This is a genomic window from Neoactinobaculum massilliense, from assembly GCF_900604955.1.
GTDB classification, from domain to species: Bacteria; Actinomycetota; Actinomycetes; order Actinomycetales; family Actinomycetaceae; genus Neoactinobaculum; species Neoactinobaculum massilliense.
The window spans coordinates 467460-482952 of sequence record NZ_UWPE01000001.1 but is presented as its reverse complement, the minus strand read 5'-3'; the positions used below and the strand labels follow the sequence as shown (position 1 = coordinate 482952).

At 62.0% G+C, this 15493-nt stretch carries 14 protein-coding genes and 1 tRNA gene; 4 read left to right on the top strand and 11 right to left on the bottom strand.

Annotated features, from left to right (window positions below):
* The first annotated feature begins 16 nt into the window (after positions 1-16).
* Positions 17-1414, top strand: a complete 1398-nt coding sequence (locus tag EIH27_RS02155) for an amino acid permease (protein ID WP_124039341.1) — start codon at positions 17-19, stop codon at positions 1412-1414.
* A gap of 209 nt (positions 1415-1623) precedes the next feature.
* Here the strand turns inward: EIH27_RS02155 and EIH27_RS02150 are convergent, their stop codons facing one another.
* The 6 genes from EIH27_RS02150 to nadD form a co-directional block, all read right to left on the bottom strand.
* Positions 1624-2964, bottom strand: coding sequence for an MATE family efflux transporter (locus tag EIH27_RS02150; RefSeq protein ID WP_164461574.1), 1341 nt, complete (start codon positions 2962-2964; stop codon positions 1624-1626).
* Positions 2965-3032: 68 nt separating this feature from the next.
* Positions 3033-3105, bottom strand: a tRNA-Ala gene (locus EIH27_RS02145).
* Positions 3106-3197: 92 nt separating this feature from the next.
* A complete protein-coding gene (locus EIH27_RS02140; RefSeq protein ID WP_124039339.1) occupies positions 3198-3845 on the bottom strand; it encodes a histidine phosphatase family protein in 648 nt (215 codons plus the stop codon).
* Positions 3846-3854: 9 nt separating this feature from the next.
* Positions 3855-4298, bottom strand: coding sequence for a ribosome silencing factor (rsfS, locus tag EIH27_RS02135; protein ID WP_124039338.1), 444 nt, complete (start codon positions 4296-4298; stop codon positions 3855-3857).
* Positions 4299-4320: 22 nt separating this feature from the next.
* Complete coding sequence (locus EIH27_RS02130) at positions 4321-5160, bottom strand: hypothetical protein (RefSeq protein ID WP_124039337.1); 840 nt, start codon at positions 5158-5160, stop codon at positions 4321-4323.
* Positions 5161-5201: 41 nt separating this feature from the next.
* The gene (nadD, locus tag EIH27_RS02125; RefSeq protein WP_124039336.1) at positions 5202-5831 is read right to left on the bottom strand and encodes a nicotinate-nucleotide adenylyltransferase; all 630 of its coding nucleotides are present in this window, start codon (positions 5829-5831) and stop codon (positions 5202-5204) included.
* Between the two features lie 101 nt (positions 5832-5932).
* On the opposite strand from nadD, the gene trxA reads away from it, so the two are divergent.
* The gene (gene trxA, locus EIH27_RS02120) at positions 5933-6307 is read left to right on the top strand and encodes a thioredoxin (RefSeq protein ID WP_124039335.1); all 375 of its coding nucleotides are present in this window, start codon (positions 5933-5935) and stop codon (positions 6305-6307) included.
* A gap of 60 nt (positions 6308-6367) precedes the next feature.
* Here trxA and EIH27_RS02115 read toward each other — a convergent pair whose 3' ends face one another.
* The 5 genes from EIH27_RS02115 to EIH27_RS02095 form a co-directional block, all read right to left on the bottom strand.
* Positions 6368-7291, bottom strand: a complete 924-nt coding sequence (locus EIH27_RS02115; protein ID WP_124039334.1) for a hypothetical protein — start codon at positions 7289-7291, stop codon at positions 6368-6370.
* Between the two features lie 387 nt (positions 7292-7678).
* On the bottom strand, positions 7679-9193 hold the full coding sequence (obgE, locus tag EIH27_RS02110) for a GTPase ObgE (RefSeq protein ID WP_124039333.1): 1515 nt from the start codon (positions 9191-9193) through the stop codon (positions 7679-7681).
* Positions 9194-9291: 98 nt separating this feature from the next.
* A complete protein-coding gene (gene rpmA, locus EIH27_RS02105; protein WP_124039332.1) occupies positions 9292-9564 on the bottom strand; it encodes a 50S ribosomal protein L27 in 273 nt (90 codons plus the stop codon).
* A gap of 32 nt (positions 9565-9596) precedes the next feature.
* Entirely contained in the window at positions 9597-9890 is a 294-nt protein-coding gene (gene rplU, locus EIH27_RS02100; RefSeq protein ID WP_124039331.1) for a 50S ribosomal protein L21, read from the bottom strand.
* A 212-nt stretch (positions 9891-10102) separates the two neighbouring features.
* Positions 10103-12370, bottom strand: coding sequence for an Rne/Rng family ribonuclease (locus EIH27_RS02095; protein ID WP_241152934.1), 2268 nt, complete (start codon positions 12368-12370; stop codon positions 10103-10105).
* Between the two features lie 422 nt (positions 12371-12792).
* On the opposite strand from EIH27_RS02095, the gene EIH27_RS02090 reads away from it, so the two are divergent.
* Both EIH27_RS02090 and cydB read left to right on the top strand, forming a co-directional pair.
* Entirely contained in the window at positions 12793-14295 is a 1503-nt protein-coding gene (locus tag EIH27_RS02090) for a cytochrome ubiquinol oxidase subunit I (RefSeq protein ID WP_124040101.1), read from the top strand.
* A gap of 9 nt (positions 14296-14304) precedes the next feature.
* Complete coding sequence (gene cydB, locus EIH27_RS02085) at positions 14305-15435, top strand: cytochrome d ubiquinol oxidase subunit II (RefSeq protein WP_124039329.1); 1131 nt, start codon at positions 14305-14307, stop codon at positions 15433-15435.
* Positions 15436-15493 lie beyond the last annotated feature (58 nt).

The window sequence follows — 15493 nt, the reverse complement described above, 5'->3', positions numbered from 1 at the left end:
CTTATTATTAGTTACCATGGCACGTCAGAAGGGAACACAGCACCGCCAGGGCCCACGGCTGCAGCGCGGCTTATCAAACCGCAATATTCAGCTCATTGCTCTAGGCGGCGCCATTGGCACCGGTCTATTTATGGGATCGGGCTCCACCATTTCACAGGCGGGGCCCTCCATTTTGCTGGTGTACGTAATCCTGGGCTTCATGCTGTTCCTCATCATGCGCGCCATGGGTGAGATCCTCATCTACAACCTCAAATACAAGTCCTTCCAGGATTTCGCGCATGATCTCATCGGCCCCTGGGCCGGCTACGTGACGGGCTGGACATACTGGTTCCTCTGGGTGGTCATCGCGATCGGGGACATGATCGTGGTGACGGGATACTTCAATTTCTGGATCCACAGCATGGTGATCTCCGCGATCTGTACGGTGGCGCTGCTGGGCGCGCTGGTCATGATCAATCTGTTCGCGGTGAAACTCTTCGGCGACGTCGAGTTCTGGTTTGCCCTCATCAAGATTGGCGCAATTGTGGCTCTCATCCTGGTGGGCGTGGCCATGGTCATCAGCGGGTTCCGGGGTCCCACCGGCGAGGTGTCATCGTTCTCCCACCTGTGGGATCACGGTGGCTTCTTCCCCACCGGTTCGCGTGGTTTCCTGGCCGCCTTCTCCATGGCCATTTATTCGTTCATCGGTACCGAGCTTATCGGCACCACGGCAGCCGAAACGCAGGATCCGAAGCGAACCATTCCCCGCGCTATTAACCGGGTACCCATGCGCATCGCCATTTTCTATGTGGGTGCGCTCAGCGTCATTATGGCCATCACGCCGTGGAACGCGATTGACCCGGCACAGTCCCCCTTCGTGTCCCTGTTCTCCATGGTGGGCCTGGGTGCCGCCGCCTCGATCATGAACTTCGTGGTACTTACCTCCGCAGCGTCCTCCACGAATTCGGGTATTTTCTCCTCCTCCCGCATGATGTACGGGCTGGCAAAATCGGGGCAGGCGCACCGGGTGTTCGGCGGCCTGTCCGAGCATCACGTGCCTCGCCGGGCGCTTCTCCTCATTGGTCTGCTGGTGCTGCTCTTTATTCCGATCCTGTTCCTGGGCGGCTCGGTACTCCAGGGCTTCGAGCTCATCTCCTCCGTGGCCACCACCCTGATTCTGTTTATCTGGGGGCTCATCCTGGTCAGCTACATTCGATTTGTGCATCAGCATCCGGCCGAGCACGCCGCCGCTGAGTTCAAGCTCCACGGCGCCAGCTGGACCCCCTGGTTGGGGATCGCTTTCATTGTCTTCATCATTGGCGTGCTCATTTACTTCCCGGCCACCCGCCTGCCGGTGTGCCTGACGCCCCTCTGGTTCGTCCTGCTCGGTATCACGTGGAGCATCCGCAAGCACCACGGTGAGGTGGACGCCTAGTTTTTACTGCCCGGGAGCCGGGGAGCCTCACGACGTCGCTGTGGGCGCCCGCCCTCGCGTTTCGTTCCAGACCGCGCAAATCGACCGCGTCGCCGCGCGGCTCCCGTAGGAAAGCCGTTTGGCCACGCGCTACGCCGACGTCGTACCGGGCGCGTAGTCGTGGCGTCGTCTAGTCGGAGCCGCACCGCCAACGACACCCGTCGGACGCACTACCGCTCCATACACCGGACCTGGTGAACAGTAAGAATGATGCAGTACGCGGCGGCAAGAGCCCACGCCAGCGGATTCGCGAGGCACACGAGCGTATAGCTGGCACAGTAGACGGCCAACCCACCGCCAACCACGCGGCCCAGGATCTCCAAGACACCCGAGGCCAGCGCGGGCATACCGTAGCCCATCCCCTGCACAACGCCGCGGAACACCTGGAGCAGGGCATGCAGGGTGAAGAAGACGGCAACGACAATGAGGTAGCGCTCGGCGAATGTGGAAATCTCGGGCACCGCGGGACCCAGGAGGAGGTCCACCAGCGGACCGCGTAACACAAGCACCAGTCCAAATGCCGTGATGCAATAGGCGATGAGAATGGTGAGAGCTGCCCGGATGCCGCCGCGCACGCGATCAATCCGCCCCGCGCCAATGTTCTGCGCCGTATATGTGGACATTGCCGCGCCCAGATTTTCCATGGGCAGGGTGATGAGGGAGCGAATCTTCTCCGCGGCCGCCACCGCCGCCACCACGGCGGCACCCATAGTGTTAACGCAGGCCTGCAGAATAAGCGAGCCGATACCGTTGACGGCGAGTTCGAGACCCATGGGTAGGCCAACGGTGCCCAGCCGCCGGATGACAGGCCCGTTGAGGGTACGCAGGCTCCCGCTTGTATCCACCGTGGCGATGACGCGCATCCTGCGTAGATAGGCAAAGGCACACACGGCGGAGACTGCCTGACCTATGACCGTCGCCCACGCGGCGCCGGCTACACCCCAGCCGAATCCCACAATGAACAGCAGGTCCGCCACCAGGTTGACGGCGCATCCCAGCAGCAAGAAGTGGAAGGGCCGGCGTGAGTTGCCGTGAGCACGAATGATGCCGGCCGCGAAATTGTAGGCGATAACCGTCACCTGACCCAGCAGGATGATGGTGAGGTAACTGGCCGCCGCGGAGAGCAGCGAGGCGGGCATGTGGATAAGCCGCAGCAGTGGCGTGGCCGCCGGGAATGCGAGTGCGGCTGGTAGCAGGCTAAGCGCTACCACCGCGTAGAGCCCGTTCCAGAAGTACCGAGACGCCGATGCGTGGTCCTTCGCCCCCACCGCCTGCGCGTAGGGCACGCAGAAGCCCAGCGCGGAACCCATGGTGAGGCCGAGAAGAATGAACACGATCGGGTACACCAGATTGACGGAGGCGAGCGCGTCAACACCCACAAAACGGCCGACGATCACGCTATCCACGAAGCTGTAGAGCTGCTGGAAGAAAGCGGACAGGACCAGAGGCCAGGAGAAGCGCACGATGAGCGGTAACGGCTCTCCCCTGGTTAGGTCCCGTGTACGGCTCACACCGTCCTCCTCGCATCGGCGTAGAGCCGCAGATACAAAAATATCCCGCCCAAAGGCGGGATAAAAAGTGGAGCTAGGGGGATTCGAACCCCCGACCTCTTCCATGCCATGGAAGCGCGCTACCAACTGCGCCATAGCCCCGGGCGACTTGAACTACTTTACTCGTCCACCTTCCACCGAGGCAAATAGGAATTGCGTGACGTGCGCCACCCAGATGATGAACGCCGGCGCCTCTAGTCCACCTCGAGGTTGCGCACCGGATCCGTCGCCTTCGCCATCCACCGGTTGTATCCCTCCAGACGCCAGCGTGGCGTCCGGTTATCCTGCCGGGACACGTAGGCCCAGTGACAGTTCTCCAGTCCGCCGAGCCCGTTCCACTCGGCGTCCGTCTCCATAAGCACGGCCAATCCGCACGCAATTGCCGCACCGTGAGCCACCACGAGCAGACGCCCGCCATTCATCTGGCCGGATACCTCCTCAATCGCCGCCACCACGCGGGCACCGACCGACTGCTTGGTTTCTACGCCCACACCCTCCGGCTGCCCGCCAGCCCTCCACACGGCGGACTGTTCGGGGTCTCGCGCCGCTATCTCCTCGCGCGTCAATCCCTCCCACTCCCCGAAATTACGTTCCGTGAGCCGCGGATCTACGTCCGCGTCCACCCCCACCAGCCGGGTGACCTCCGCAGCCGTCTGCCGGGCACGAATAAGCGGCGAACAGATGATCCGCCCGGGCTTGATCGCCGCGATGTGCGGCGCCACCAGCCGCGCCTGTCCGTGCCCCACCTCGTTGAGCGGTATATCCGAGGATCCTTGAATCCGCCCCTGGGCATTGAAATCCGTTAGTCCGTGCCGCCATAGCAGAATAGAATCCGCGCCCACACCGTCTCCTTAATTCATCGCAAAGCACTGGTACCACGCGGGTGCCGGCTCGGGCTCCGGCGCATCGAGCGCCTCCCCGTCGGCGTCGTACCCCGGAAGCACCAATGCGAGCCGCGGACAATCACCCCACAGCTTCGCGAGAGCGTACTCGTTGTGATCTTCATCGCGCTGCACGTGAACGATGATCTCACCAAAATCCATGACCACCCAGCGCGGATCCGCGTCGAGACCTTCACGGCGAAGTTCCTTCCCGCCCGCCGCGCGTACTCGCTCATCAACCTCGCGCACTATCGCGCGCACCTGCCGCTCCGTGCTGCCGGAGATGACAACAAACACGTCCGAAATGGCGAACCGCTCCGAAACGTCCAATGCCACGATCGAGGTGGCCTTTACGTCGGCTCCAGCCTCCGCTGCCGCCTGGGCTAACTTCTGTGCTCGAATAGATGCTTCCACGCAATCTCCCATCAATGCGGGGCTAGCCGATATGCCAGCCACCACCATAAGCATTCGCCAAAATTGTGAGCGGCGCATCATCCGCCGCGCCCGCGAAGAACAGCTGCTTGGCCACCAGCCCAATGAGCACCCCGATCAGGACCGCGATCAGTAGGAACAGCACCGTGACCAGCCAGTGCGGCCCCTTCCGCTTGCTCTCCTGGGGCACCGGCTTGCCCTCATCCGCTTCGGCACGGTTACGGATCTCGGCCACCTGTTGTGCCGCCGTATCTTCCGACGACGTCGCGGCCTCCGGTACCTGCGCCGGCACCTTCGTGGTGGGCGCGGCGGCATCAACGGCCGGGACGGGCCCGCCCTGCTGGAAACGGAGCCGTAGGCGATCCGAGAGGGAGGCCTCGCTACTTTGTGACACGTTATTAGCTTGCGCGGGTTCCGCCGGCGCGGCGCCCGCCGAAGCCTGGGTGTGGGTGCCCGCCGCGGAAAGATCCCCGGTACCGCCCTGCGCCGCGCGGTCAGCCTCTGGCGCCGTATTTGTTCCGGCCGCCGGACGATTAACCGTTGGCTTCGATTCCTCAAAGCGCTCAAACACCGAAACGCGCGCCTGCGGGGCTGCGCTACCGGCGTCGCCGGACAATCCGTGTGCATCGTTGCCCGTGTTAAGCGCCGCGGAACCGGCCTCAGCACTCGCCTCCCGCGCCTCCCGCAATTTGCGCATATCTCGACGCGAGGGACGATCCAGGTGAATCTCCTGGGTTTCGGAGAGGCGCTGCACCGGGGAAATGGTATGGGCGTCACTGGGTAGCGCCTTCAGTAAACCTTGCTCCCGCATTTGCCGCCGAGTAAGCCGCGGTTCCTCAGGCATGTGGACCTCCTCATCAGTTACGGCCTCTCAGCCTACCCGCTCTAATCCTGATAAAGATTGTACTTGCGAATGTGCTGGGCCACCCCGTCCGGCACCAGGTACCAAATGGGCTTACCCTCATGCACGCGCTGCCGGATATCAGTCGAAGAAATGGCCAGTGCCGGCACCTCCACCAGCCGCACCACGCCGCGTGGCAATCCGGACGCATCCAGCCGGTGTCCGGGCCGCGTTACGCCCACAAAGGTGGCCAATTTCCATAGTTCCTCCGTGTCCTTCCACTTGAGGATCTCGGCGAGCGCATCCGCACCCGTAATGAAATACAGGTCAGCATCCGGGTAGAGCCGGTGAAGGTCACGGAGCGTATCGATTGTGTATGTCACACCCGGGCGTTCAATGTCCACGCGGGACACCGTGAACTTTGAGTTCGACGCCGTGGCAATCACACTCATGAGATACCGGTGCTCCGCTGCCGTCACCTGCGTCCTAATCTTGAATGCGGGCCTGCCGGTGGGTACGAACACCACCTCATCAAGATCGAACTCATACTGCACCTCAGAGGCCGCCACCAGATGCCCATGGTGGATCGGGTCAAACGTGCCGCCCATAACTCCGATACGCCGACGGCGACGCTTGCCCTCAAATGGAATCTGCAGATTTTCTTCCGCCACCATGGCAGCTCCTCCCTGCGTGCCGGTGCAGCGCGCATCCCCGGAATATACCCGCTTGGCCGAACGTTGGGCCATTGACGAACTCCGAAGAAAGGAATGCCACCATGGCAACCACCGAGGTCACCTCGCAGAATTTTAACGACATCGTAAAAGACGGCACCGTGCTCCTGGACTTCTGGGCATCCTGGTGTGGTCCGTGCCGCGCATTCGGTCCCATCTACGCCAAGGCCTCGGAAAAGCACGCGGATATTACCTTCGGCAAGGTAGATACGGATGCAAACCAGGATCTGGCGGCGGCCTTCAAGATTCAGGCCATCCCCACGCTCATGGTGTTCCGCGACGGCATTCGTGTGTTCTCGCAGGCTGGGGCCCTGTCCGGATCCAAACTAGAGGATCTCATCGATCAGGTGCAGGCGTTGGATATGGACGAGGTGCGCGCCAAAATCGCTGAGCAGGAGAAGGCGGCGGCCGCAGAGTAAAACCACTCCTGCGGAAAATTTTGGGCGCCCCGCGGGGCGCCCCATTCATAAACTGCAGCGCTACGCCTGCGCATCCTCATCTTCGAGGGCTGCTCGCGCCCGCAGCAGCGGAAGCACGCCACGGATGAGCGAAGCCAAATCCGTCTGTACAGACGCCGGAAGGAACACGATGCCATCCGCGCAACCGTTACCTACGAGGCGCTCGGCCGTGTCTGCGGCGTCGTATACGGTACCTACGCACGCAATCTGAGTGGAGAAGGGACGCTGGCCCGTCATGGACTCGATGAGCCGGGCACGTTCAATAGCGGAGCGACGCGTGGCGGAAATCGTAACGCCCACTTCTAGCAGCACCCGCACCGTCCGTTCGCCGGCCGCCGCATGCACCTCCGCGCACACTTCGCGTGCGCGCCGCTGGTCTGTCGTGCGCAGACGAATCACATCCACCAGCGCCGTGAGCTTGGGAACGTTGAGCGTGAAAAATTCGTCGGCGTGAACGCATGCCGTAATGGCTACCGCGTGCGCGTGGGCGTAGGCGATAGCGTCCACCAACTGATCCAGCTTCGTAAAGCGATCAACGCGGATCTCCAGGGCCACCACACCGTGGGCCATACCCGCAAGCTTATATGCGGCACCCTGAATTGCCTCGGGGGTGGCATCGACACCCACGGACGCGCCACCCGCGTATCCGCCGCCAAGCAGACGCGTACCGAATTCCGCGGCATCGGAGTGCCCGGATCCGGCAAATGCCGCTGCGCGCAGCCGGAAATCCGCACTCAAAGCAATAAAATCAAGGCCACCCTGGGCGGAGGCGGCGGCGCAGCTAGCGATCTCATGGACCTTCGCATAGGCCATGGGATCCCGATCCGCGCCTGGCTCCGGGCACCCATCATCATGGGCACCCAGCACGGATAGATCAACACCAAAGTAGGCGGCAGCACGCGTTGCGCACCGGGACGCCGGTTGCGTGGAGAGCTGTACAGACATTATTCACACATTCACAGCGGAGCACCGTGTGGCCATCGGGTCCCTTCTATGGTGGCGAAGGCAACCGAAAACGAAAGGCTTTCAAGTATCCGGGTGGGTGTCACCCTTGATGCTGCTCAGCCAATCCACTCAGCACTCTGTGCAGGAATATCTCGCTCGTGACGAGACAGAACTAAGTTACGGCTCCGTAAGCACATTCAGCAAGTCTTCAGACATGTCCGTGCAAAACTTCACTCTTACGTGCTTGAGGCATCGCGGCCAGTATATTCCCGGTCCGCACCATCCACTACCGGACCTTCTGTCAGCGTCCAAGTCAATGGCTGCGGTAAAACCAACGGCGACGCCGGGCGGTGCTGCCCCGCACCGCCCATCACCGACGCACGGCTACTAGTCCGACTCCCCCGGATCCGTCCAGATGCCCGCCTCTCGCTCGCGTGCGAGATTCTCCCGGGCGCGCGCCTTCGCATCCATCATCTCCTTGTACTGGACGCGGCGCTCCTGGTTGGTCCGGCGCGCTTCACCACGCAGACGCTCATCTTCACCACGGGCGCCCAGCACCTCGGCCGCCGAGCCAACGTTCGGCTCCCAGTCGAATACGAAACCACCATCCGCCGGGCCAATCACCACCATGTCACCGGCCTTCGCACCCTGCTTCACCAGGCGGTCCTCAATACCCAGCGTGGCGAGTCGGTCCGCCAGATAGCCCACCGCTTCGTCATTATTGAAATCGGTCTGCAGCACCCAGCGCTCAGGCTTGCGCCCACGCACCTGCCAGAAATCCTGGCCATCATGATGTGCGCGCTTCACGGTGAAGCCACCCGTATCCTGCGCGGCCGGATGCAGCACCACATGGCCGGGCTCCGGGGCCGGCATGGCCGCGTGAGCAGCCGAAACAATCTCCGCCAGCAGGTACTTGAGCGAGTCAAGGCCCTCGTGTGTCGCAGTGGACACCTTCACCACGGGCATCCCCACGAAGGACTCCGTCACCATGTCCGCCAGTTCCCGCGCTTCGGGGACGTCCATCTTGTTGAGCACCACCACCCGGGGGCGTTCCATGAGCGGCGGGAGACCGGGGGTCGCTTGGACGCGGTCCGCGTAGCTGGCCAACTCGGCTTCCAGCGCCTCCATATCGGATTTCGGATCCCGGCCGGGCTCGAGGGTGGCACAGTCAATGACGTGCACAATGACGGAGCAACGCTCGATATGACGGAGAAACTCGAGCCCAAGTCCCTTACCCTCGGAGGCACCCGGGATGAGCCCCGGCACATCCGCGATCGTAAAGCGCGAATCCCCCGCCATGACAACACCGAGGTTTGGAACGAGGGTGGTAAATGGATAGTCCGCAATCTTTGGCTTGGCCGCAGACAGTACCGAGACGAGCGAGGACTTACCGGCCGAGGGGAAGCCCACCAGTGCCACGTCCGCCACCAGCTTGAGCTCCAGGACGACGTCGACCTCCTGCCCCGGCTCACCCAGTAGCGCAAACCCCGGGGCCTTGCGCTTCTGCGTGGCAAGTGCCGCATTACCCAACCCGCCGGCTCCGCCCCGGGCGGCGACGAATTGATCGCCGGGCACCACCAGGTCCGCCAGCGGCTCACCCGCCGGCGTTTTTACCACCGTACCCGAGGGCACCTTGAGAATAAGGTCCGGTCCATTCTTTCCCCGCTGGAAATCGCCACCGCCCGGCTCGCCGTTGGCTGCCTTCTGATGGGGCTGGAAGTGGAGGTCTAGCAGGGAGGAAACCTGCTGATCCACCTCCAAAATAATGGATCCGCCGTTGCCCCCGTTGGCGCCATCCGGGCCGCCCAGAGGCTTGTACTTCTCGCGCTTAACCGACGCCACCCCGTTGCCGCCGTTGCCGGCCGCCAGGTGAAGCGTCACGTGATCGATAAAGCTGGCCATTGTTCTCCTTGTTGTTCTTGCCGGGCTGGCGCCGCCCGGTAGTGCACATAATAAAAGGGTGGTAGGCACATGCCCACCACCCTCGATGCTGGAGCCGACTAGGCTTCCGCGGCTACCGGCTCAACCGGAAGCACGTCGACCGTCTTATGGTCGCGGCGCATCACGAACTTCACCGTGCCGGTTTCACGGGCGAACAGCGTGTCATCGCTGCCGCGGCCCACGTTACGGCCCGGGTGGAACTTGGTGCCGCGCTGGCGCACCAGGATTTCGCCGGCCTTCACGAACTGACCGCCGTAACGCTTGACGCCCAGGTGCTGGGCATTTGAGTCGCGGCCGTTGCTGGTGGAGCTTCCACCCTTCTTATGTGCCATCTCAAAACCTTCTTTAACTTGTGCGCAGGGCGCTACTTGATTTCGGTGATCTTGACGCGGGTCAGCTGTTCGCGATGACCCATGCGCTTGCGGTAACCCGTCTTGTTCTTGAACTTAACGATGTTGATCTTCGGCCCCTTCTCCGGCCCGATGATCTCCGCCGTCACCTTGGCGTCCGTGTGAGTAGTGACCGTTTCGCCATCCACGAGCATGATGGGCTCAAGTTCCACCGTATCCCCGGCTTCGCCCGCCACCTTATCCATGACCACGATGGACCCGACGGATACCTTTTCCTGACGGCCACCCGCCTTAACGATCGCGTACATTCTGCTCCTGTTGCATTGAGAGATTGAAAGCCCTATAAAAACCGGGCACCGGCATTCCATATTACCGATCACGGCCCACTCTCGCCACCCGTTACAGCCGCCTGAAATGGGTGGCGTTGCACACTGCGCCGGCTCGCAGCGGGCATCCACATGGCTCGGACCGCACGACATCCACATGAGCGGCGCCCCGGTGCGTCGGGCGCCGCTCACCCCTACCGCGCGGTTGAGATGACGCCTCGCGAAGAAACCGCCCGCCGGGCCTTACCGGAGGTCTTCACGGCCTTCACTCCCGCGCTCGGTGCTGCGGTAGTGACGGTAATGCGTTGCCCGCCGCTCGACTTCGGGGTCACGGTGCCAGAAAATACGACGGCGCGATGCCCGCGACGCCGCGACGTCGAAGCCTTACCATCCGAATTCTCATCCGTACCCGTCTCAGCAACAGGCTCTTTGGCGCCGCGGCCAGCCTTACGAACCGAGCGCTTACCCGTCTTCTTGGCGCTGGACTTCTCCGTTCCCCGCTTCCTAGCCGGCTTCTTAGCTGCCGGGGCTTCGGCGTCGGCACCTTCAGCTTCACCACGCGCATTCTTCGCGTCCGGCTCCCCCGAATTCTTCGAGGTGGGCTGGTCCTTCAACCCGGAGTGAGTCTCGCCCGCCGACGCCGCCGAGTCCTTTACCTCGGAAGCATGGGAATCCGCAGGCGTCGAGGACGTCGCCGTTTTTTCCTCCGCAGGCTTTTCCTCATCCTCCGCGTGTGTGGCAGCCGCAATGGAATTCATCGCCGCACGGGTAGCATCACGCTGCTTTTCCTCGCGCGCGCTCTTGCGAGTGCGCTTGTGGCGTCCTTCGTCACGCTCCACCGGATGATCGTGAATGATGTAGCCACGTCCATCGCAGGCCTCGCAGGTGGTGGAGAACGCCTCGACCAGCCCCTGCCCCACACGCTTGCGGGTCATCTGAATAAGACCGAGCGAAGTCACCTCGGACACCTGGTGACGCGTGCGATCCCGCGCCAGGCACTCGAGCAGACGCCGGTGGACCAGATCGCGATTCTGCTCCAGCACCATGTCGATGAAGTCCACCACCACGATGCCGCCAATATCCCGCAGGCGCAGCTGGCGCACAATCTCCTCGGCAGCCTCCAAATTATTCTTGGTGACCGTCTCCTCAAGCGACCCGCCACTGCCCGTGAACTTACCGGTGTTCACGTCAATCACCGTCATCGCCTCAGTGCGATCGATAATGAGCGTGCCACCGCTGGGGAGCCACACCTTCCGGTCGAATGCTTTCGCGAGTTGCTCGTCCACCCGGCGCTCGGTGAAAATATCACCCGTACCCGTCCACTTGCTTACGCGGTCCGCAAGCTCCGGAGACATCTCCTTCACGTACTCCGAAATAGTGGTCCAGGTTTCCTCTCCCTGCACCTGGAGCGAATCGAAATCCTCATTGAACACGTCACGCACCACACGTACGGCGAGTTCCGGTTCCGCACGCAGACACACGGGCGCCGCCTTACCATTCTTCGCCTTCTCCTGGATGGTGTTCCAGGTGGCCACGAGCCGGTTGACGTCCTCTTCGAGTTGTTCGCGAGTGGCCCCCTCCGCGGCCGTGCGCACAATCGCGCCCTGATCCTCAGGCAGCACCTCTTTGAGGATGGTCTTGAGACGGCGCCGTTCCTTCTCCAGAAGCTTGCGTGAAATGCCGGTGGATTTACGCCCCGGCACCAGCACCAAATGACGTCCCGCCAGGGTAATCTGCGCCGTGAGCCGGGCACCCTTATGGCCGATGGGATCCTTGGTCACCTGCACCAGTACCGGGTCCCCGCTCTTTAGCGCATTCTCAATGCGCCGATTTTTCCGGGACACGCCGGCCGCTTCCCAATTCACCTCACCGGCGTAGAGCACCGCATTGCGGCGTGCGCCAATATCGACGAACGCGGCCTCCATGGACGGCAGTACATTCTGCACGCGACCCAGATAAATATTTCCCACCATGGACACTTCCGTGCGCTTAGCAACGTAGTGCTCCACCAGCACGTCATCTTCAAGTACGGCAATCTGGTTGAGGCCGTCCTTTTCGCGGACCAGCATTTCACGTTTAATGACCTCATGCCGGGCGATGTATTCGCTCTCGGTCACCGCGTGTTGGCTCCGTTCCGCCTGCCGGCCGGCACGACGCCGCTGACGCTTGGCAGCAAGCCGCGTGGACCCCTTGGGGGCCAACACTTCGTCCGATGCCGGCTCTTCCGTCAAGACGCGCCGCCGACGCGTACGCTTTACCTCCCGCGTATGCGAACTATCTTCCTCGGCTTCCTCTCGCCGTTCTTCACGACGCCGACGCGGCCGGTCCTCACGTGCCTCAGGTTCCTCCACCGGTTCCGGCTCCGCCGCCGGTACATAAATCGCATTTGCGAGATCTGGTTCCTGGAACAGCGGCGCGGAGAGATTAACCGCGAACGCGGGTGTTTCCACTGACTCTGACATATATTCACTTCCCTGGCACGCTGTCCGGCCGCATCCCCGGCCACCGCGCCGAACGCGTGTACACCACGCAAAAGCTTTCTTCGTGCGCAGAAGAGGGCGCACGCTCGGGCAGATGCGGACCAGCCCGAAACCTAGGAAGAGTCTACACGGACCAACCCACCTCTGCCCCGCAACGGCACGCCTCACCATGGCGTGCACCAACGAGGGACTTTAGTCCCGGGACTAAAGCCACCGGTGCGACACGGCGTCGCAAACGCGGCATTTCTATTACTCGCCACGAAATCAAAAGGGCTTCTTATCAGTCCAAATCAGGTGAGAGCTTGTAAGATTCATATGACTCCGCGGGCCCATATTGGACTTCCACGGAATCAGCTCACCCCGTCGTGAGCTGTCATAAGGCAATCCAATCGAAAGGTGACAAGGTGGACGCCCTCACCCTCGCGCGATGGCAATTCGGTGTCACAACTGTGTACCACTGGCTACAGGTACCGCTGACTATCGGACTTGCATTCATCGTCGCAACAATGCAAACCAAAGCCCGCAAGTCGGGTGACCCCAAGTGGCAGCGTATTACCGATTTCTTCGGCAAGATTCTGCTCATTAATTTCGCGCTGGGTGTAGCCACGGGAATTGTGCAGGAATTCCAGTTCGGCCTCAACTGGTCCGAGTACTCCCGCTTTGTCGGCGACATCTTCGGCGCACCGCTGGCCTTTGAAGCGCTACTCGCCTTCTTCCTCGAGTCCACGTTCCTCGGCCTATGGATCTTCGGCCGCGGGCGGCTCTCCGCGAAGGTACACAATGCCACGATCTGGCTATTTGCCTTTGGCACGTTCTTCTCCGCCGCATTCATCCTGGCCGCAAATTCCTTTATGCAGGATCCGCAGGGCGCCGTTATTAATATGGAGACCGGCCGCGCTGAGCTGGACGGTATGAGCGGCTTCCTCAAGCTATTCGGCACCACGTGGCAGCTCACGTTCGTACACACCATTGCCGCCTCCCTCATGCTGGCTGGCATCCTGGTCGCAGGCTTCGGCATCTGGTGGATGCAGCGCTCAATCAAGCTCACCGGCAGCGAAACCGAGGCACGCGAATACTGGAAGCCCGCCACCCGCGTGGGCCTGTGGTTCGGCCTCATTGCCTCCATCTTCGCCATCGGCTCCGGCCACCTTATGGGCCAGCACCTTGGCGAGATTCAGCCCACCAAGGCCTCGGCCATGATGGGCGTGTGCACCACCGAGGACAGCGCTCGTCTCTCGCTCATGATGTTCTCCAGCGACTGCGAGAATCCGAAGTCCGTCTACCTGCCCTGGGATGGCCTTGAGTCCTTCATGATGACGAACCACTTCTCCGGGCCTGAGTCCACGCTTATCTCCATCGACGACGCGAACCAGCAGGTGCGCGACCGAGTCCAGCAGCTCTCCCAGGTGAACAGCGAGTTGCAGCAGAAGTACGCGGACACCTATGCCAACGCAGACTTCCGTCCGAGCATGATGCCTGTCTATTGGGGCTTCCGCGTCATGGTGGGCGTGGGCATGCTGGGCTTCCTTATCACGCTCGTGGGCCTCATCGCCCTGCGCGGTGACCGTTTGATCCGGTCCCATGGCTGGGGCGTGTTCTGGCTGTGGATGGTGCCACTGCCATTCATTGCTAACTCCGCGGGCTGGATTATGACGGAGATCGGCCGTCAGCCCTGGGTCGTATACCCGAGCGAACTGGACGGCGTGTTCCTCATGACCAACATGGGTGTATCCCACTCGGTGGGTGCTGGCTCGGTGGCGTTCTCGCTCACCGCCTTCACCGTGCTGTACACGGCACTCGGCATCGTCTGGATCTGGCTCCTGGCGCGCTACACGCGTGAGGGCATCAATACCCGCAAGAAGGTTGTCGAATATGATTCGGCAGCCACGCCGGAATTCGTGTACTAGGAGGCAGTCATGGAACAAACAGGACTCAATACCCTCTGGTTCATTCTTATCTGCGTGCTCTGGATCGGATACCTCACCCTTGAGGGCTTCGATTTCGGCGTGGGCATGCACCTCAATTCGCTCCCGCGCAATGAGCGCGAACGGCGCGCCACTCTCAACGCCATCGGCCCGCACTGGGACGGCAACGAGGTGTGGCTCCTGACGGCAGGCGGTGCCACCTTTGCGGCTTTCCCCGAGTGGTACGCCACCATGTTCTCCGGCATGTACATCGCCCTCATTCTCATTCTGCTGTGCCTGATCATCCGCATTTGCGCACTCGAATGGCGCAAGACGATTCGGACAACCACGTGGCGTCGCACCTGGGACAAGTTGCACACCGGCTCGGCGTGGATCGTCTCCATCCTGTGGGGCGTTGCCTTCGGAAACCTGGTGCAGGGCATGCGTATCGAAGTGGGTCAGTACGACGCCGAGGGCGCCTTCCACGCCCTGCCGGCCTCCGATGTGACGTGGCAGGCTCTCGCGGATAACCAGCACTACCTCACCGGTGGCTTCTGGTCTCTGCTTACCCCGTTCACCATTCTGGCCGGCCTGGTGACGATGTCCCTGTTCGCCTCGCACGGCGCGCTGTTTGTGGCCATTAAGACCAGCGGTGAACTTCAGGAGCGCGCCACCAAGCTGGCCCGCGTGTGGGCGCCGATTGCCACCGTTCTAACGGCCGTGTGGGCCCTGTGGGCGTTCTTCGCCTACTCCGGCTCCGCCTGGGCGCTGCTCCCGCTGGCGCTGGCCGCGGTTTCCCTCCTCCTCGCTGATCTGTGGATCTTCAAGGGGCAGGAAATTAAGGCCTTTGCCGCGCACTTCGCGGCAATCGCCATGGCCGTGGTGTTCATCTTCATCTCCATGGCTCCGTACACGATGAAATCCTCTATTGATCCGGCCTATTCCCAGACGATTGCTCAGGCGGCCGCCAGCCGGCCCACCCAGGGCGTCATGACGATCGCCACGGTGATCTTCGTGCCGATCGTGCTCGCCTACACGATCTGGGCGTATTCGGTATTCCGCAAGCGGATCGATCCTGCCACCATCCCGGTTGAGCCCGTTGGACTCGAACCGAAGAAGGTGCGCCAGTTCGAGCTCAGCTAGCGTTATTAAATGCGGGCGGCTGTGGCCGCCCGCATTTTTATGCCCGAACGCGGTACTG

Bases quoted from the DNA above. Each gene is read 5' to 3' on its own strand.
- obgE (WP_124039333.1), bottom strand. From the start codon at position 9,193: ATGGCCAGCTTTATCGATCACGTGACGCTTCACCTGGCGGCCGGCAAC.
- nadD (WP_124039336.1), bottom strand. From the start codon at position 5,831: ATGGTGGCGGAAGAAAATCTGCAGATTCCATTTGAGGGCAAGCGTCGC.
- rpmA (WP_124039332.1), bottom strand. From the start codon at position 9,564: ATGGCACATAAGAAGGGTGGAAGCTCCACCAGCAACGGCCGCGACTCA.
- EIH27_RS02095 (WP_241152934.1), bottom strand. From the start codon at position 12,370: ATGTCAGAGTCAGTGGAAACACCCGCGTTCGCGGTTAATCTCTCCGCG.
- trxA (WP_124039335.1), top strand. From the start codon at position 5,933: ATGGCAACCACCGAGGTCACCTCGCAGAATTTTAACGACATCGTAAAA.
- cydB (WP_124039329.1), top strand. From the start codon at position 14,305: ATGGAACAAACAGGACTCAATACCCTCTGGTTCATTCTTATCTGCGTG.
- EIH27_RS02115 (WP_124039334.1), bottom strand. From the start codon at position 7,291: ATGTCTGTACAGCTCTCCACGCAACCGGCGTCCCGGTGCGCAACGCGT.
- EIH27_RS02155 (WP_124039341.1), top strand. From the start codon at position 17: ATGGCACGTCAGAAGGGAACACAGCACCGCCAGGGCCCACGGCTGCAG.
- EIH27_RS02130 (WP_124039337.1), bottom strand. From the start codon at position 5,160: ATGCCTGAGGAACCGCGGCTTACTCGGCGGCAAATGCGGGAGCAAGGT.
- rplU (WP_124039331.1), bottom strand. From the start codon at position 9,890: ATGTACGCGATCGTTAAGGCGGGTGGCCGTCAGGAAAAGGTATCCGTC.